This window comes from Lentilactobacillus laojiaonis (assembly GCF_020616595.1).
Taxonomy (GTDB): domain Bacteria; phylum Bacillota; class Bacilli; order Lactobacillales; family Lactobacillaceae; genus Lentilactobacillus; species Lentilactobacillus laojiaonis.
This window is the reverse complement of record NZ_CP085278.1, coordinates 530184-549510: the sequence shown is the minus strand read 5'-3', so window position 1 is coordinate 549510 and position 19327 is coordinate 530184. Positions and strand designations below refer to the sequence as shown.

The 19327-nt window shown below is 32.0% G+C and carries 19 protein-coding genes; all 19 read right to left on the bottom strand.

Annotated elements, in window-relative coordinates:
- Nucleotides 1-2 precede the first annotated feature (2 nt).
- The 19 genes from LHL71_RS02925 to recG all read right to left on the bottom strand — a co-directional run bounded on the left by LHL71_RS02925 (nucleotide 3) and on the right by recG (nucleotide 19280).
- A complete protein-coding gene (locus LHL71_RS02925) occupies nucleotides 3-1124 on the bottom strand; it encodes an alpha/beta hydrolase (protein ID WP_227361530.1) in 1122 nt (373 codons plus the stop codon).
- Nucleotides 1125-1136: 12 nt separating this feature from the next.
- Nucleotides 1137-2321, bottom strand: a complete 1185-nt coding sequence (locus tag LHL71_RS02920; protein WP_227361529.1) for an MFS transporter — start codon at nucleotides 2319-2321, stop codon at nucleotides 1137-1139.
- A gap of 122 nt (nucleotides 2322-2443) precedes the next feature.
- A complete protein-coding gene (locus LHL71_RS02915; RefSeq protein WP_227361528.1) occupies nucleotides 2444-3316 on the bottom strand; it encodes an aldose 1-epimerase family protein in 873 nt (290 codons plus the stop codon).
- Nucleotides 3317-3342: 26 nt separating this feature from the next.
- Nucleotides 3343-4764: an ATP-dependent protease ATPase subunit HslU gene (gene hslU, locus LHL71_RS02910; protein ID WP_227361527.1), complete on the bottom strand. Its 1422-nt coding sequence runs from the start codon at nucleotides 4762-4764 to the stop codon at nucleotides 3343-3345.
- Nucleotides 4765-4780: 16 nt separating this feature from the next.
- A complete protein-coding gene (hslV, locus tag LHL71_RS02905) occupies nucleotides 4781-5302 on the bottom strand; it encodes an HslVU peptidase proteolytic subunit (RefSeq protein WP_227361526.1) in 522 nt (173 codons plus the stop codon).
- 143 nt (nucleotides 5303-5445) lie between these two features.
- Nucleotides 5446-5568 (bottom strand): putative metal homeostasis protein, encoded by a 123-nt coding sequence (locus LHL71_RS02900; protein WP_227361525.1) that lies wholly within the window; start codon nucleotides 5566-5568, stop codon nucleotides 5446-5448.
- 173 nt (nucleotides 5569-5741) lie between these two features.
- The gene (gene rplS / locus LHL71_RS02895) at nucleotides 5742-6104 is read right to left on the bottom strand and encodes a 50S ribosomal protein L19 (RefSeq protein ID WP_227361524.1); all 363 of its coding nucleotides are present in this window, start codon (nucleotides 6102-6104) and stop codon (nucleotides 5742-5744) included.
- Nucleotides 6105-6232: 128 nt separating this feature from the next.
- Nucleotides 6233-6988 (bottom strand): tRNA (guanosine(37)-N1)-methyltransferase TrmD, encoded by a 756-nt coding sequence (gene trmD, locus LHL71_RS02890; RefSeq protein WP_227361523.1) that lies wholly within the window; start codon nucleotides 6986-6988, stop codon nucleotides 6233-6235.
- Nucleotides 6988-7506, bottom strand: a complete 519-nt coding sequence (gene rimM / locus LHL71_RS02885; RefSeq protein WP_227361522.1) for a ribosome maturation factor RimM — start codon at nucleotides 7504-7506, stop codon at nucleotides 6988-6990. The genes trmD and rimM overlap by 1 nt, the downstream gene beginning before the upstream one ends.
- A 66-nt stretch (nucleotides 7507-7572) precedes the next feature.
- Nucleotides 7573-7821, bottom strand: coding sequence for a KH domain-containing protein (locus LHL71_RS02880; protein WP_227361521.1), 249 nt, complete (start codon nucleotides 7819-7821; stop codon nucleotides 7573-7575).
- A 15-nt stretch (nucleotides 7822-7836) separates the two neighbouring features.
- A complete protein-coding gene (rpsP, locus tag LHL71_RS02875; RefSeq protein ID WP_227361520.1) occupies nucleotides 7837-8112 on the bottom strand; it encodes a 30S ribosomal protein S16 in 276 nt (91 codons plus the stop codon).
- Nucleotides 8113-8202: 90 nt separating this feature from the next.
- A complete protein-coding gene (gene ffh / locus LHL71_RS02870) occupies nucleotides 8203-9648 on the bottom strand; it encodes a signal recognition particle protein (RefSeq protein WP_227361519.1) in 1446 nt (481 codons plus the stop codon).
- Between the two features lie 17 nt (nucleotides 9649-9665).
- Nucleotides 9666-10007: a putative DNA-binding protein gene (locus LHL71_RS02865; protein ID WP_227361518.1), complete on the bottom strand. Its 342-nt coding sequence runs from the start codon at nucleotides 10005-10007 to the stop codon at nucleotides 9666-9668.
- Between the two features lie 121 nt (nucleotides 10008-10128).
- A complete protein-coding gene (ftsY, locus tag LHL71_RS02860) occupies nucleotides 10129-11595 on the bottom strand; it encodes a signal recognition particle-docking protein FtsY (protein ID WP_227361517.1) in 1467 nt (488 codons plus the stop codon).
- Nucleotides 11596-15084: a chromosome segregation protein SMC gene (gene smc, locus LHL71_RS02855; RefSeq protein WP_227361516.1), complete on the bottom strand. Its 3489-nt coding sequence runs from the start codon at nucleotides 15082-15084 to the stop codon at nucleotides 11596-11598.
- Between the two features lie 19 nt (nucleotides 15085-15103).
- On the bottom strand, nucleotides 15104-15808 hold the full coding sequence (gene rnc / locus LHL71_RS02850; protein ID WP_227361515.1) for a ribonuclease III: 705 nt from the start codon (nucleotides 15806-15808) through the stop codon (nucleotides 15104-15106).
- Between the two features lie 88 nt (nucleotides 15809-15896).
- On the bottom strand, nucleotides 15897-16142 hold the full coding sequence (acpP, locus tag LHL71_RS02845) for an acyl carrier protein (protein WP_227361514.1): 246 nt from the start codon (nucleotides 16140-16142) through the stop codon (nucleotides 15897-15899).
- Between the two features lie 45 nt (nucleotides 16143-16187).
- Nucleotides 16188-17231, bottom strand: a complete 1044-nt coding sequence (gene plsX, locus LHL71_RS02840; protein ID WP_227361513.1) for a phosphate acyltransferase PlsX — start codon at nucleotides 17229-17231, stop codon at nucleotides 16188-16190.
- Between the two features lie 12 nt (nucleotides 17232-17243).
- On the bottom strand, nucleotides 17244-19280 hold the full coding sequence (gene recG / locus LHL71_RS02835; RefSeq protein WP_227361512.1) for an ATP-dependent DNA helicase RecG: 2037 nt from the start codon (nucleotides 19278-19280) through the stop codon (nucleotides 17244-17246).
- Nucleotides 19281-19327: the final 47 nt, after the last annotated feature.

The window sequence follows — 19327 nt, the reverse complement described above, 5'->3', positions numbered from 1 at the left end:
ATTTATTTCGCTTTTGATAGCCATTTAGCAATTTCATAAGCAGCATCTTCAGCTTGAGCATATAGTCCAACGTTATTTAAGAATGCGTGAGTCATTCCTGGATAATAAATGTAGTGTAGATCTACTCCTGCTTGAGATAATTTCTTCGCAAAATCATAATCTTCCTCATGTAAAGGATCGAATTCATCAGCTACTAATAGCGTCCGAGGAAGATTTTTGGTGATATCATCAGAATAATTTATCGGTGAAACTAACGGATCCAATTTACTAATCTTATTATGAGTATAAGCTGTTCCAATTGTATCAATTAGTGTGGTAAAATCTCCGCTAGCTCCTACTGCTCCACTTCCTGAACCAGTTGGTACCATTTTGCGAATTTGTTCTGAATCAATGGTTACTAATGGATAAAATAGTATTTGCTGTTTAGCATAGCGTGTATCACGATCAGTATAAATTACTGCCGCCGTAATATTAGCTCCCGTACTTTCACCATACAATGTAATGTTCTTTGGATCTATTCCCAATTCACTGGAATGATCATAAAGGTATTTTAATGAAGTATAGTTGTCTGAAATAGCTGTTTCATAATCATATTCAGGCGCATATCGGAAATCAATCGCATAAACTTTTACCCGAGCAACTTGCGATAAAAGATACGAAAAGTCTTCCGTTAAATAAATTGAACCACCAATAAATCCACCACCATGAATATAAACTACTGCTGGTAATGGATTAGATTGGTCAACCAACTTAGGAGTATATTCTTTCATAGTTATCCCTTCGTCAGTAGTAATCAATCGAGTATCCACATATGGAGCCATGTTTTTGCTAACTCCATTCATTCGTGCACGCCAATCAAATAATTTTTTTTCAGTATCATTTCTAGGCTCACGTTCAGCCGATTGCATGGCCTTAGATTTAGCAGCCTGATAATCCTTAGGAAATTTATATTCCTTTTGATATTCAGCTAAAACTGGATCTTCTTGACCTTCTTTTACTTTCGGATCACGCTTAGTTAATGATAATACTCCATTTTGATCTTTTTCAAATTGAGTAATTTTAGCCAAACGTTCTAATTTATCATAATATGTTTCCGTTCTAGGATAAGCATCTGAATTTGACATATTTTAACCTCCTTAATTATTAGAAACTATTCCTTTATTCTTTATTTGTCCTAAAATTACTAGAATTGCTATAATAACTAAACCTACTGCACAGATAATCATTTCTGAAGCAGATGATTTTAGCCCCATTAGAGAAGCCAAACCATTTACCCAAATAGGTCCTATAAATACCCCAATATTTAAGATTATGAGCATAACTGATGATGCCATATTCTTAGAACCCTGAGGAGCTACTAAAGTAACTAAAGTAAATAAATATGGACTAGAAATGGAGTAACCTAACCCAACTACTAATACTGAAATAGTTACTCCCCAAAATGAATCAAAAATGGATACGCCTACAAATCCAATAGCCATTACTATCAAACCAATAGGTAAGACGGTTTTACCCATTAATTTATGAACTTTACCATAAACAAAACCAATGACCATTGCTAATAAAGTATACACAGCTAAAACAGCTGAAGCTTCACTAGCTGTACCGATTTTTTCGGTAGTAAAAATGCTGGCTAATTTAACAGTTAACACCATAAAAAATCCAAAAACAAAGAATGTAATAAACGAAATTAAAATAACTTGAAGATTAACCCGTTGTTTAGCCTTAGTTTGTTGTCCATTCTGATTAGTAGTCTCAGCCGGATTACTATTAGGAATTACAGATCCAAACAAGAATAGAATTGGCAAGGCGATTGCATAAATCCAATATGATGCATGCCAACTAAACATTAATAGATATCCAACTAAGAAGGTAAATACTGAATTACCTAACGATTGAACCGCGCTTTGGTAACCCATCATTGTTGACAATTCATTTCCTGAATAATATTCAGAAATTAAACTAATTGCTAAAGAATTATATAAACCAAAACTTACTCCTAAAATAAATCTAGAAATTAACAAGATAATATAATTATCAGTAAATACTGGTATTATCCCAAATACAAAAACTCCCGCTACTCCAAGTAAAACGGTATGTTTAGCTCCCCAATGAATTGCTAAAAATCCACCAATTAAAATTCCAAATATCAAACCGAAATTTGGAATACTTACTATAGCTTCAATGGCTGAAGACGATTCATGACTTAAAGTTTTCGTCATCGATGGAACAGTGGTAGATACAGCAGGTCCCATCATCAATAGAATCGAAATAGATAATAACGCAATTTTAAATAATGGAGATTTGGTATTTTTAGTCAATATATCACTTCCTTATATTATTTACTAAAAGTATAGCAATCCATGAACTAAAAATGATAAATTATGATTGTGATTTATTAAACTTAAAAAGCACCCTCATTTATTATGAGGGTGCTTTTGATTTAAAAACAAGTTATTTGAAAATTAGCATCAAATTGTTGATCGACTGGTAATTTATTAATCCCAAATTTATTAGTTAGTTTTCCATCACTATCGACAGTATCAGCTAATCCCCACCAAGGTTCAATACAAACAAACGGTGCTTGTTTGGGATAAGGTGACCAAATTCCTACATAAGGAGCATTGTCAATCGTTAATAACACCCCATGATCATTCTTTTTATTACCTATTAAAATCGAAGTTTCTTTTTCGTTAAGTACCTCAACTAAAGCATCTTTATTAAACATCTCATGGTTCAAACTAAGCGGCTTAGTTAAGTTAATATCTGTAATTTTTTTAGGAGCACTGTAAGGTGGCTCTAACGGTATTCTTTTATATACTGCCATTGGCGAAAATTTAACAAAATAATCTTCAAAATCAGTATCTGCAGTTAATGGGACATTAAAGCCGGGATGGGCTCCAATTGAAAATAGTAAGTCCGTATTATCTTTATTAATTACTTGATATGATACGTCTAGTTTATGCTCATCTAGTTGATATTTAACTAATAAAGTAAATTTAAATGGATATACTTTTAAGGTATCTTCACTAGATGTAAGTTCTAATACCACAGTTTTTTCATCATTAGAAACTACCGAAAATTTCATGTCTCTTGCAAAACCATGTTGAGTTAAAGAATAATCTTGATTAGCGTATTCATATTGATTATTCTTTAACCGACCAACAATTGGAAATAAAATTGGTGCATGCCGATTCCAGTAATTTGGATCCGCTTGCCAAATGTATTCCAAACCATCTTCATTTTTAACACTAGTAAGTTCGGCTCCCAATTCATTAACATGAACTGTTAAATACTGATTTTGTAATTTGATCATTAAAAACGCCCCATTCACAAAAGATTTTATAGAATATATCTTGATAGATTTTGATCTTTAGCTAAATTACCTACTTTGTCATTAACATATTGTTCAGTAATTGTAATTTCACCCATTTGCATATCTGGTCCTTCATATAAAATATCTTCTAATAATTTTTCAAGAATAGTATGCAAACGTCTAGCACCAATATTATCAGTGTTTTTATTTACATCTGCAGCAATTGCAGCAATTGCTTCGACTGCTTCTTTAGTAAAAGTAACCTTAATATTATCAGTACCAATTAATGCAATATATTGTTTAATTAGTGCATTATTAGGTTCTGTTAATATTTTAACAAAATCTTCGGCACTTAGGTCATTTAATTCTACTCGAATTGGAAATCTACCTTGTAATTCTGGAATTAGATCACTTGGTTTACTATTGGCAAAAGCACCAGATCCAATAAATAAAATATGATTTGTATCCACCATACCATATTTAGTTTTCACTTTAGTTCCTTCCACAATTGGCAAGATATCTCTTTGGACCCCTTCTCTAGAAACCTCACCGTTATTTTGCTTACCACTACCAGTAATTTTGTCAATTTCATCAATAAATACAATTCCAGTGTCTTCGGCGCGTTTAATAGCCTTATATGAAAGGTCATTTTGATCAACTAAGTTTTCTTGGATTTGATTAGTTAAAATTTCTCTAGCATCCTTAACAGACGTAGTTCGTTTAATCTGTTGTTTAGGCATAATATTGGAAAGCGTATCATTTAAATCAATCCCCATTTGATTTAACATTTCATTTTGGCCACCGACATTAGCAGTAGGCTTATCAACTAAAATTTCAACTTGATCATTTTCTAATAAACCAGCATTTAATTTATCTAAAACCCTTTGACGTTCAGTTTTGACTTCTTCAGTAACTTCTTCAGTTTTTTCATTTAAATCTAGATTAGGCATTTCACCTTTTTGGATTTTATTTAGCATTTCCATAAAATTATTTGCTGATTGATCGTCATTATTTTTATTTTTTGATTTAGCTGGTACTAATAATTTGGCTAGTTGTTCATTAGCTTGGCGTACCGCATCAGCGTGGACGTCTTTATAGGCAATATCTTTTTCAAGTTGAACTGCATTTTCCACTAAATCTCTAATCATTGATTCTACGTCGCCACCAACGTAACCAACTTCAGTAAATTTAGTTGCTTCTACTTTAACAAAAGGCGCATCAACAATTTTAGCTAGTCGGCGAGCAATTTCAGTTTTACCAACTCCAGTTGGGCCAATCATTAATAGATTCTTAGGAGAGATTTCTTCTTGCATTTGTTCTGATAAAAGCATTCTTCTTTGACGATTACGTAAAGCAATCGCTACTGATTTTTTAGCAGTATCTTGTCCAATTACATATTGATCTAAAATACTTACGATTTTTTTGGGAGTTAAATTTGTTTCGTTCATTATTATATATTTCTCCTTATAATACTTCTGAAATTACATTTTGGTTAGTAAAGATATCGATTCCACCAGCAATATTAACTGACTTCTCTACAATACTTTTGGCATCTAAATCACTATTATGCTTTAACGCAGTTGCTGCGGCTAAAGCGAAATTACCACCAGATCCAACAGCTAAAATATCATCATCTGGTACAATAACTTCACCAGACCCAGACACCATTAAAAGATCATCTTTATTCATAACTATTAATAGTGCTTCTAGTTTTTGAAGTGCTTGGTCTCCTCGCCATTCTTGAGCTAATTCAACTGAAGCTCGTGTTAAGTCACCGTCATATTGTTCTAATTTCTTTTCAAATTTTTCTTCAAGATTAAATGCATCGGCAACACTTCCGGCAAATCCTACCACCACTTGGTTGTGGTATATGCGACGTACCTTATGCGCAGTACCTTTCATAATTACTTTTTCACCCATAGTAACTTGTCCGTCACCAGCCATTGCTGTATGACCATTATGTTTAATTGCACAAATCGTTGTCATTTGATTACCTCTTAAATTTTAATTTCTGAATATTATATTCTTTAATATGCCGAATGTTAACCCTTATTTATACTTTCTTAACAGAATCATAAATCAAATAATAATAAAAGGTCTAAGAAGATATCTTCTTAGACCTTTTATTATTATTTATCATGTTTAGCTGACTTTTTAATATCGTGAATAACCTTTTTAGCACGATTATTGGTTTTTTTGTTCTTACTTTTTAGGCGACGTAATGCACTAGCATAATCATTTTTTTCAGTCATAATATTACCTCCCCAAAAACTACAATATATTAATTATGATTATTGACAATAATATATCCATTTAAATAATTTGTAAACTATATACTCCTAATAGTTTTAATAACTAAATGACTGTTAATAACTTATAAATAAAAAAAGAGCTTAGCAAAATTGCTAAGTTCTTTTTAAATAAATTATTTACGAGGACGACGTGATTCTTTAATACGAGCAGCCTTACCTTGTAAGTCACGCAAGTAGTAAAGTTTAGAACGACGTACACGACCATGACGAACAACTTCAATTTTATCAACACGTGGTGAGTGTAATGGGAAGATTCTTTCAATACCAACACCATTACTTACTTTACGTACAGTATAAGTTGCTTGGATTCCAGCACCTTTACGTTTAATAACTACACCTTCAAATAATTGGATACGTTCACGGGTACCTTCAACAACCTTAACGTAAACCTTAACAGTATCTCCGGCACGGAAATCTGGAATATCATTACGAAGTTGACCTTCGTTAATACTTTGAATCAATTGATTTTGACGCATAAATAAATCTTCCTTTCGCCAACATTCATTATCTACTGGACAGCGGAATATTGTTTATAGGGCTTTTAGCCAAATAAAAGTTTACCATATAAATAAAGAATGTGTAAAGGCTTATTTTAATGATGAAATTAGTTTCGATTTTCCTCTTCAATTCGAACTTCTAAGAATAATTCTTTTTGACGTTTAGTTAATTTACTATGATCAATTAAATCCGGTCTACGCAAATAAGTTCGTCTTAAAGATTCTTTTTGATTCCAATCAGCGATTTTTTTATGATCACCACTAGTAAGTACCTCAGGAACTTTCATTCCTCTAAAATCAGCTGGTCGGGTATATTGAGGGCCTTCTAGTAATCCCATTGAAAATGAATCTTCAACCGCTGAGGCGGCATTTCCTAAAACATCTGGTAGCAATCTAGTTGTTGCATCAATCATAACCATGGCTGGTAATTCTCCACCGGTTAATACAAAATCACCTAATGAATACTCATCAGTGACAATGGTGCGAATGCGTTCATCATAACCTTCATAATGACCACAAATAAAAGTAATTTGTTCTTCTTTAGCCAACATTTCAGCATCCGCTTGCTCAAACTTCTTACCAGCGGGGTCCATTAGAATTACTTTACCAACTTGCTTTCCCTCTGATGAAACCTGTTGCTTAATACTTTCATAAGCATCAATAATTGGTTGAGCTTGTAGGAGCATTCCCTGACCCCCACCAAATGGTGAATCATCTACATGTCGATGTTTATCAGTTGTAAATTCACGAAAATTAGTAATATTAAGATCCAAAATATCATTTTTGATTGCCTTACCAATTATCGACTCTTGCATCGGACCGACAAACATTTCTGGAAATAAACTCAATACATCAATTCGCATTACTCAAGACCCTCTAACAATTCTACCGTTACTTTATGGTTTTCTAAATCAACCTTTTTAATAACTTGATCAATTTTAGGCAATAATAGGTCTGACTTACCAGGTCGTTTAACTACCCAAACATCATTTGCCCCAGGTGATAAAATTTCTTTTATAGTCCCTAGCTTATTTTCATCTAAGTCATATACATCCAAGCCAATAATTTGATGATAGTAATACTCACCTTCATCTAGATCATCTTCAGAAATTGCTTCTTCGCTGATTTTAAGTTCAGATGGTTTTAAAAATTCCACATCATTGATATTATCCATACCTTTAAAATGTAAAATAATAAAGTTTTTGTGCTTTCTTACTCCATCAATTTCTAATTGTACCAATTCATTTTTATTAGGTAATTGAGCAAATACTATATTGCCTTTTTGATATCTTAATTCAGGAAAATCAGTTACTGAGACTACTCGCACTTCTCCACGAATTCCCTGGGTATTAACAATTTTCCCAATATTATAATACTCCATTGTTCAATCCTCCTTCGTTTATAACAAAAAAGGTTCCTAAACAAAACAACCGTTTCATTTAAGAACCTATTTTTTTACATCATCAACAATTAAGCGAACTTTTTTACTTCCAATAACTGGAATGCTATATACAATCGTTCTAATTGTTTGAATTACATGACCGTACTTACCAATTACTCGTCCCACGTCACTCTTATTTAAAACTAAATGATATTCGATAAATCTATCTGTATCACTTTGTAAAATTTGAATATCGTTAGGAAAATCAACTAACGGTATAATTATGGTTTTAATTAATTCATCAATATTAATCATGATGATTTTCACTCACTATTTTTTTGCGTACTTAGCTTCGTGATATTTTTGCATGATACCAGCATCTGATAATAAGTTACGAACAGTATCTGATGGTTGGGCACCATTGTTTAACCAACTAAGAATTTCTTCTTCTTTAAGAGTAACTTCAGCTGGTTGAGTTAGTGGATTGTAAGTACCAACTGTTTCGATGAAACGACCGTCACGAGGACTTCTTGAATCAGCAACTACTACACGATAAAATGGACGTTTTTTAGAACCCATTCTCTTTAAACGAATTTTAACTGACATGTGATACACCTCCTATAAATCTTTTAACGTTAATAATATAACAGCATTTCGATAGGTTGTAAAGGTTTTTTTCTTTACACCATAAAATTATTATTTGCGCTTAGCTTTTAAACGTTTCTTCTTATTCTTTTTCATTCGGCGACCCATTTGCTTCATTGCTAGATTTGAAAGTTTTCCACCCATACCAGATCCATTCATTCCAGCAGCATTCATCATATTTTGCATATCGCCCATATTACCATTAGAAACTTTATTCATCATTTTCTTCATGGTATTAAATTGTTTGATCATTCGGTTAACTTCTTGAATAGGTCTTCCGGATCCCGCAGCAATACGACGTTTTCTGGATGGATTTAAAATATCAGGATCTTCACGTTCTTGCTTAGTCATAGAATAAATGACTGCTTTAATATGTTCCATATCTTTAGGATCCATATTAACATTTTGCAATGCTGGGTTATTGGCCATTCCCGGAATCATTTTAATTAAATCTTCCAATGGTCCCATTTTTTGGACTTGTTCTAATTGATCCAAAAAATCATTAAAGTCGAAAGTATTTTCTCGCATCTTTTCAGATAGGGCTTTGGCTTGATTTTCATCATATTCTTGTTGAGTTTTTTCAATTAAGGTTAATAGATCACCCATTCCAAGAATTCTAGATGCCATTCTATCAGGATAAAAGACATCTAGGTTACTCATCTTCTCGCCTTGACCAACAAACTTAATGGGTTTATCAGTCACTGCTCGAATTGACAAGGCAGCACCACCACGAGTATCACCATCTAATTTAGTTAATACCACCCCAGTGATACCTAAAGCATCATTAAATCCTTCAGCTGTAGCTACCGCATTTTGACCCGTCATGGCATCTACAACTAACAGAATTTCATCAGGATGTGCTAAATCTTGAATATTTTTTAACTCATCCATTAATTTTTCATCAATTTGAAGACGACCCGCTGTATCAATAATGACATAGTCATTATGGTCATTTTTAGCTTGTTCTAACCCTTGACGAACAATTTCAACTGGATCAGTGTCAGTACCCATTTGGAAAACTGGAACATCAATTTCTTTACCAACGGTTTCTAATTGATCAATAGCCGCAGGACGATAAACGTCATCAGCAATTAATAAAGGACGAGCGTTTTCTTCTTTTTTTAATTTTAAAGCTAACTTCCCAGCTGTAGTAGTCTTACCAGCCCCTTGAAGACCAGCCATCATAATAATTGTAGGAATTTTATTAGATTTATTTAAAGGAACGGCTTCTTCACCCATCATTTTAGTTAATTCTTCATCAACAATTTTTACAATTTGTTGAGATGGATTAAGTCCTTCTAAAACTTTGGCACCTTTAGCACGTTCTTCTACAATCTTTACAAAGTTTCTAACTACCGTAAAATTAACATCCGCTTCGAGTAAAGCTAACCGAATTTCACGCATGGTTGTTCTTAAATCTGCATCCGATACTTTACCCTTACCACGTAAATTTTTAATAGCATTTTGTAATCTTTCAGTTAATCCTTCAAAAGCCATAATTTCACCACTCTCATCTATTCTTCTTCAGTAACTTCCAAATTTTTAATCATTTTAATTAGCTGTTGGTCATTCGCATAATTTTCAGCAACATACATACTAATTTGATCTAATTTTTGATTTCTTGCTTGATAAAGACGGTATAACCCCAATTTATCTTCATATTGTTGTAATAATTTTTCGGATCTTCGGATATTATCATAAACCGCTTGGCGGCTAATACTAAATTCTTCAGCAATTTCTCCTAAAGAATAATCATCAGCATAATATAATTCTAAATAGCTTTTTTGTTTATCAGTTAATAGTGACTGATAAAATTCAAATAATGAATTAATATAATTGTTTTTTTCAAGTTCCATTTAGAAAATCCCTTTCAACCCAATTTACCTAATATAGCCTACCTTATATGGACTTCAATAGTCAATAGAACTAATAAAAAAAGTCCCTATATTATAAATTAACATAGCGACTGTTTTAATTTTATGATATCAAGCCTTTAAATAATCCATAGACAAATTCATTAGGATCAAACACTTGTAAATCAGTAACTTTTTCACCTAAACCAACATATTTAACTGGTAAGTGAAGTTCATTTCTAATTGCTAAAACAATCCCACCTTTAGCAGTTCCATCTAATTTCGTTAAAACAATTCCGGTTACTTCAGTGGCTTCTTTAAATATTTTAGCTTGGTTCATAGCATTTTGTCCGGTAGTTCCATCCAATACTAATAATACTTCATGTGGCGCATCTGGAATTTCTCTAGTTAAAACTTTTTTCATTTTAGTTAATTCATTCATTAAGTTAACTTTATTTTGCAAACGTCCAGCTGTATCCACTAATAAAATATCATAATTTTCGTTTTTAGCCTTTGTGACTGCATCATATACAACTGCTGAAGGGTCTCCATGCTCTTTTCCCTTAACAATATCAACTCCATCACGTTTAGCCCAAACGTTTAATTGCTCAATGGCTCCCGCTCTAAAAGTATCGGCAGCAGCTAAAATAACTTTTTTGCCTTCATCCTTGTACATTTTAGCCATTTTACCAATTGTAGTAGTTTTACCTACTCCATTAACACCAACAAATAAAATCACAGTAGGTCCAGAAGAAGCCATATTAACTGCATTAGATTCTCCATTACCTTGTTGATCGTATAAGTCAATTAATTTTTTAATGACGACATTTTGAACATCCGCACTCTTTTTAACATTACGAAGTTTAACTTCATCTCTAAGTTCATCTGTAATGCTTAATGCCGTTTCAAAACCAACATCTGATTCAATTAAAGTGTCTTCTAAATCATCAAAAAAATTCTCATCAACACTTCTAAAGTTAGCAAATAAGGCATTTAATTTTTTACCAAAAGAAGATCTCGACTTAGCTAACCCACGTTCATAAACAGCTTCTTTATTATCGCTATCTTCAGCTGGAGTATCGCTTGTCTTTGCTTGGTCAACATTAGTTTCTTCCTCTACTGAGGATGTTTTATCTAGTTCAGATTTATCTTGATCATCACTTAATGAACTATCTGCTGAATCGTTATCTTTTTCGGCGATATTTGAATCGCTTTTATCATCTTTCGATGCAGTATTTTGGCTTTCTATATTATCAGCCGCTGACGATTGATCATCAGTATCTAATGATGTCTTATCTGGGTTAACATTGTTAGTCTGTGAATTATCAGGAGTTTTCTCTGAATCATCATCTTTAGCCGCTAAATTTTCAGATTTTTTAGGCTCTTCTGAGTCATTTGAATCTTCATTAACTGTGGTAGGTTCATCCTTTTGTGAATCATTAGGTGCTAATTTAGGCTCATTTACCTCATTCTTAGTTGGCTCAGCATTAACTGGTTCATTTTCATTGTTATTATTTTCAATTGGTTGATCTTTTTCTGGTTCAGTATTTTTATTTTTAGATCTTTTTTTAAAGATATCAAATAATCCCATTTACTCTACTCCTTGAATTAAGTTTTTTAATTTAACAGTTACTACTTTAGAAACTCCGGATTCTTGCATCGTAACTCCATATAACTGGTCTGCATACTTCATGGTTTCCTTACGATGAGTGATCACTATAAATTGAGTTTGATCATCTAGTTGTGTTAGATAGTTTGCAAATCGATCTACATTAGCCGGATCAAGTGAAGCCTCCGCTTCGTCTAAAATACAAAATGGTACGGGTTTAACCTTTAAAATAGCAAATAATAAACTAATTGCTGTAAGAGCTTTTTCTCCACCAGATAGCAATGACAAGTCACGAAGACTCTTTCCTGGAGGCATCGCCATAATTTCAATTCCACTGTCCAAAATATTATCTGGATCCGTTAAAACTAATTCTGCTTTTCCGCCACCGAACATTGCCTTAAAAGTTTTAGAAAAATTACCTGATACTTGGTCAAAGGCATCTTTAAATTTAGTTGAGATTGTGTGATTCATAGTTTTCATAGATTGCTCTAATTGCTCGTTTGCCTTAAGCAAATCATCTCGTTGTTGACATAAAAAATTATAACGTTCATTGACCGATTGATATTCATCAATTGAATTGATATTAACTGTTCCTAATTCATCAATGCTTTGATTTATCAATCTAATATGAACTAACGTTTCTTCCAAATCATATTCTTTATCATCAAATTCGTGAACATCTTCTTGGGATAATCCATAATCATTTAATAATTTAGCAAAATTTTTATTCAATAATTCCTTAGATTGATTAAATTCACCAGTTAAACTTTGAACGGCTTGCTTACTTAATAATACATTGGTTTGAGTATCTTGTAATATTTTATCAATTTTATCCAAATTATTCTCAAAATCAGCAATATTTTCCTTAATATTTTTAATATTATTAAATTCATCATTTTTTGAATTAATTAATTCTTGAATCATATCATTCAAAGCGTTTATTTCTTGGATATTAGTTGATTTATTATTTCTAATATTATTAATTAATTGGTTTACTTGTTGCTCAATTAACTCTAAATCTCTTTGAATAACCGATTTATTATCTTGATAACTAGCTAAGTCATGTTTAACTACTAGTAAATCGTTTTGAGTTTCTTGATTAATTAGCTTAACTTGTGATAATTCATTATCCTTATCGATAATTTGTTGATCAATCTCTACAATTTGTTGATCGACTTCAGCTAGCTTCACCGATAACTCATCAGATGATAACTCATCTAACTTATCGTGAACTTGTTTGGCCAATTGTTCTTTTAACTTACTTAATCTAACAGAATTAAAAGAAATTTCTTTATTTAATTGATTAATGGTTATGGTTAGTTCACTAATGGATGATAGCACTTTTTGACGTTCGGTTGTAGTCTCGTCTAGCTTAGATTGATCCTGTTTTACTAGACTCTCTTTTTCTATTAGTAACTGTTCCATTTTACTTATTGAATTGACTAAATTATCAATTTCTTGTTTTTGAGATAAAATTCCTTGTTGATTGGAACGAACATTACCTCCAGTCATTGATCCACCTACGTTGACTACTTGTCCATCTAGAGTAACAATTCGATTCTGATAATTAATGGCTTGACCAATAGCATTGGCACTATCTAAATTATCAGCAATAATCACATTTCCTAATAAAAATTTTCCAACCGAGATTAGCTTTTTATCTAATTTAATTAACTCATTCGCAATTCCTACATATCCAGGAACTTTCGAAATAATCTTTCTCTTATCCACAGAAATTGATTTTTCCTTAATCGTAGTTAACGGTAGTAAAGTTACCCTACCCAATTTATTGTTAGATAGATACCGAATAATATTTTTAGCGACTAATTCATCCTTTACAATCACATTTTGTGCTTGGTTGCCTAAAGCAATTTCAATAGCAGTTAAATATTTTTCATCAATCTTAATTTCATCTGCGACCGGACCAATAATTCCTTCAAATTTAGCCTTGTTTTTTAATAAATTCGAAACCCCTTGGTAAAAAACTTGAAAACTATCATGTATTTCTCTTAAATTAGTTAGCTTAATTTTAGCTTGTTCTAATACCTTAGACGCCTCTAACCAATTACTTCTAACTTGGTTTAACTGCAATTTTATTTGTGAAATTTGTGTGTCGATATCACTTAAGCGAGCTTGCTTACTTGATTTTTGATTTAAAACATTTTTTAAACGTTTCTCAGATAATTTAATTTCATCTTCTAAATCCGCCACTTCTTGCCGGACATGTTTATTGCTTACTTGATAATTTTCCAAATAACGTTCATTTTGTTGCTGATGTTCAATTTGATTACTTAGTTTAGTTTGCTGCTTAATTAACTCTACATATTTGTTCCTTAAATCAGCAATTTCTCGATTGATATCTTCCACGGATGTCCCGGTTTTAGGTGATTCAATGTCTTTTTGATGGTCAGCAATTTTTTTCTTAGCTAGCTCAATTTGCGAATCAATCTCTGATAGGTTTAAAACCAAGTTAGCTTGCTTAGACTTTAGAGAATCTAGGTCTTGGTGCATACGCTCTAAATCCTGAGTTTTAAAATTTGATTTTTGTTTAAGTAATGCTAATTTATTTTCGGCATCCTTTATTTGATTCGATAGTTTTAATAAATTGGCTTGCTTATCATCCAATAAGTTCCTAGAAGCTAATAGCTCTTGTTTAAGATTAGATTTACGAGTTTGTAAATTATCCAGAGATACCTCTAATTCACTTAATTTATCTGATTTGTCTTTAATTGAATTTTCTTGAACATCAATTTCATTTATTAATTGTTGTGAGGTCAAGATTAATTTAATCTTATTTAAATGTTCTAATTTACTAGTCTGATTTAAATATTCTTTTGCAAGTTGTTGCTGTTGTTTTAATGGATCTAATCTACTACCGACCTCACTAATAATATCGTTAATACGACTAAGATTATCTTTAGTGGAAAGTATATTCTTATTAGCAATTTGTTTTTGTTGCTTATATTTATAAATTCCCGCTACATTTTCAATAATCGAACGACGTTCTAATGCGTTACTATTAATAATTTTTTCTACGTTTCCTTGAGAAATAATCGATAGATTGCCTTCACCTAATCCAGTATCCATAAACAAACTAGTGATATCTTTTAAACGACATTCACGATCATTAATTAAGTAGGTACTATCACCATTTTTAAATAATTTTCTAGTTATTTTTAGTTCATTAAAAGTATTTTCAATGTATTGATCTGAATTATTAAACAACAAAGAAACGGTAGCATAATTTAGCGACCGTCTCTTTTCAGAACCTGAAAAAATTATATCAGGCATTTTATTTCCTCGTAATGATTTTGCTGACTGTTCACCTAATACCCAACGTACTGCTTCAGTGATATTACTTTTACCACTACCATTGGGACCCACAATTCCAGTAACCCCAGTCGGAAAATTAATAGTAGTCTTATCAGCAAAAGATTTAAATCCGTAAATTTGTATCGATTCTAGTTGCACCTTTTATTCCAACTTCCAACTATTTATTATCATTTGCTTCTAATTTTTTTAAAGCTTGTTGAGCTGCTTTTTGTTCGGCGCCTTTTTTGGAATGTCCAATTCCGATGCCTAACTCTTGATTATCAATCAATAAACGTACTTTAAATTGGCGATCATTTTCAGGGCCAAATTCATCAATCAAAATATACTCGATTTTAACTGGTCCGTCTTGTTGTACCAATTCTTGTAACTCTGTTTTGTGGTCAAAAAACTCATCAAATACTCCTTGATCTAGTTTAGGGAAAATAACTTCACCACAAAACTTTTCAACTGCTGGTTTGCCTTGATCCAAATATAATGCACCCATAAAGGATTCGAAAATATCACATAATAATGAATCGCGTTGGCGAGCATTGGCTTTTTCTTCACCTTTACCTAAACGAATATATTCATCAAAATGGCATTCTCTAGCAAAACTACTAAAGCTTTTTTCATTAACCATAGCAGCTCTTAAACGAGTTAAACGTCCCTGAGGCAAATTAGGGTATCTTTTAAAGATATATTCCGATACAACTAATTGTAAAACCGCATCTCCTAAAAATTCGATACGTTCATAATATTTTAAATGATGTCCCTTATGTTCATTTACATATGATGCTTGAGTAAAAGCCTCGTTTAATAAATCAAAATTTTTAAAATGAATGCCGAAATCTTTGATTAACATTTCATTTAATCCTTTAATCAAAATGTACCTCCTAGTAAAAATTAAATTTAATAATAAAAAATTGAAATTATTCCTAAAAGGAACTAATTTCAATTTGTAGATAATCTAATTATGCTTCTTGTTTTGAAACAATGAAATCAACCGCTTCGTCAATAGTGTTCAATTTTTCTGCATCTTCATCTGAGATTTCTGCATGGAAAGTATCTTCAAGATCTAATACAAATTCTACTAAGTCGATTGAATCAGCATCCAAATCATTTTGAAAATTTAAACTACCAGTAATCTTGTCTTTACTAATATCAAATTGTTCAGATACTAAATCAGTCATTTTTGCTAAAACTTCTTCTCTTTGCATGTTTATCACCTTATATAATTTTAATTTATTCGAATGTAAATAGAATTAAGCATTATTTTTAACGTCTTCTTTAATTCTATCTAATTCTTCTTTATTGTTATTTACATAATCTTTTAAATCATCAATTAATTTAGAATCGATGATAGTTTTGATTTGTCCAATTGTATTTTTAACAACGGTTTCTTTACTACTACCATGTGCCTTAACTACTGGTGCTTGAACACCTAATAATAAAGCACCGCCTTGCTTAGAGTAATCCATCTTATTGGCAATTTGTTTAAAACTATCCTTAAGCATTAATGCTCCTAGTTTAGCTTTAACTCCTCCATCAGATACACTACTCTTAATTAATTTTAGCATAGTTAAAGCAGTTCCTTCAATACTCTTCAAAACAGCATTACCTGTAAATCCATCAGTTACTACCACATCAGCTACACCATTAAGTAATTCACGCGATTCAACATTTCCAATGAAATTAAACTCTTTGTTTTGAGCTAATAATTCATGTACTCGTTTGTGGTTTTTATCCCCTTTATCATCTTCAGTACCATTATTTAGTAAGCCAATTTTAGGGTTTTTAATTTTTAAAATGTTTTGAGCATAAAATTTACCCATGAAGGCATATTGATACATGTTTAATACTTTAGTATCGGCATTTGCTCCGACATCTAACATAACAAATTGATCATTTTCGCCTTCTAGCATAACTGGTAATTGAGTTGTTAAACCTGGACGATCAATTCCTTTAATTCGGCCAATTATAAATAATCCAGCAGCTAATACCGCACCACTATTTCCGGCTGAAAAGAAAGCATCAGCTTGGCCATCTTTAACTGCTTGGGCAGCCAAAACTAAACTGGAATTCTTTTTATTTCTAACTGATTTAACTGGTTCATCTTCCATTTCAATAATTTCATCAGCTTGGATAACCGTAATGCGATCACTATTTTTTAAAAATTGATTTACTTTATCACTTTGACCAAACAATAAAAATTCAATTTCAGGATAAGCATCCCTAGCTTGTTCTATTCCTTGGACGATTGCCTTAGGTGCAAAATCTCCACCCATAGCATCAACAGCAATTTTCAATTCACTCACTCCTTAATCAACAACTAACTTAGTAGTTGTTTTTAAATACTGAAACAATTGTACATTTTCTTGAGTTCTTTGCCAATTACTTTCTTTAACAATTTTCTGAGCTTCAAGATTAGCAACCGTTAATATATTTAAATCTCCAATTGGATCACCTATTTTAAAGGTAGGTAAACCAGATTGCTTTAGTCCCGTTAAATCTCCTTGACCTCTTAATTCTAGGTCTTTTTGTGATAGGTAGAATCCATCAGAACTATCTGAAATTATTTTCATTCTTTTCTTACCAATTTCATTTTTAGGATCAGCAATAAAAATACAGTAAGACTGCTTGTCACTACGACCAACTCGACCCCTTAACTGATGTAACTGAGCCAAGCCAAAATGATCCGCATCAAATATAACCATGGTAGTGGCATTAGCTACATCTACACCAACTTCAATTACAGTCGTTGAAACCAAAACCTGAAACAAGTTATCCTTATAATCTTGCATAATTTGGTCTTTTTCTTCATTACTCATTTGTCCGTGAAGTAACCCGACCTTATATTCTGGGCCCAGTTCATTTTTTAATTTTTCATAAATTGCAACAGCATTTTTCATTTCCATAGCTTCAGATTCTTCTATTAACGGAGTAACTACATAAACCTGCTCATTTTTAGATAATTGTTTGCGCATGAAGCGAAGGGCCGATTCAATTTTATCAGACTTGATCCAAGCAGACTTAATTGGTTTTCTTCCTTTGGGTAATTCGTTAATAATTGATACATCTGATTCACCATAATTAGTCATGGCTAGCGTTCGTGGAATGGGGGTGGCTGTCATTGATAACACGTTAGTAGCCCTTCCCTTATTACTTAATTGGTTACGTTGATTAACCCCAAATCGGTGTTGTTCGTCAATTATTACTAATGATAGGTCAGAATATTCTACTTGGTCTTGAAATAGGGCATGGGTCCCAATCACTAAATCAATCTCTCCAGATTTAATCATTGGTAATAATAATTTTCTAGCTTTTGGTTTTGTTGATCCTGTTAGTAATCCAATATTTACTCCTAATGGAGCTAATAAATTAGCCAACTTATTAGCATGCTGTTCTGCCAAAATTTCGGTAGGTGCCATAATTACTGACTGTTTATTAGCTAAAAAAGTCGCCCAAATAGCGATAGTAGCTACAATAGTTTTCCCACTACCAACATCCCCTTGTAGTAAACGATTCATTGAATACTCACTACCTAAATCAGCTAAAATATCTTGAACCACTCCTTGTTGTGACTCGGTTAGTTCAAATGGGAGCTTATCTATGAAATTTTTTATCTCTATTTGATTAATATCAATTTTAGAATCCACTTTCTTAACGCGATGTTGGTGTTTTAATAACTGCATTCGCATTGAAAATAAGAAAAATTCCATAAATTTAGCCGTTCTAACGGCCTTTTGAGCCATCTCGGGACTAGTTGGAAAATGAATATTCTTTATAGTACTGTTAAAATCCTCCAATAGATAATGGCTTCTTAAGCTGCTAGGAATAAAATCAACTAAATCTTCTTGGTATTCATCTAATGCTGCTTTAACAATTTGCTTAATGGCAGTAGCTTTAATATCCTTATTGGCTGGATATATGGCATCAAATGAGTTGTTGTTTAAATTAGAAATTAATTTCATTCCTTGAAGTTGATTACGCATTTTATCGTAAGTACCGTAAGCGGCAACTTCTTGGTTAATATCGATTTGTTTTTTTAGCCATGGTTGATTAAAAAATGTAATTGAAATGACTTCTTCATTAGTAGTTACAATTTGAAAATTCAAACGACTTTTTTTGTATCCATACCTAGTTAAAGTTGGTACGTTTAAAATTTTACCTTTAACGGTTATTTTTTCACCATCATTGGTATCGCTAACTTTCTTAACCGTTAAGTCATCATAACGTCGTGGAAAATACGTTAATAAGTCAATTATGCTATTAACTCCAAGTTTATTTAACGCAACCTGTTTTTTCGGACCAACTCCAGAAATTTCACTGACTAAATCATTTAATCTCTCATACATTTCTTAACCTCCCTATAAAAATAAAAGTTTGGCAAATGCCAAACTTT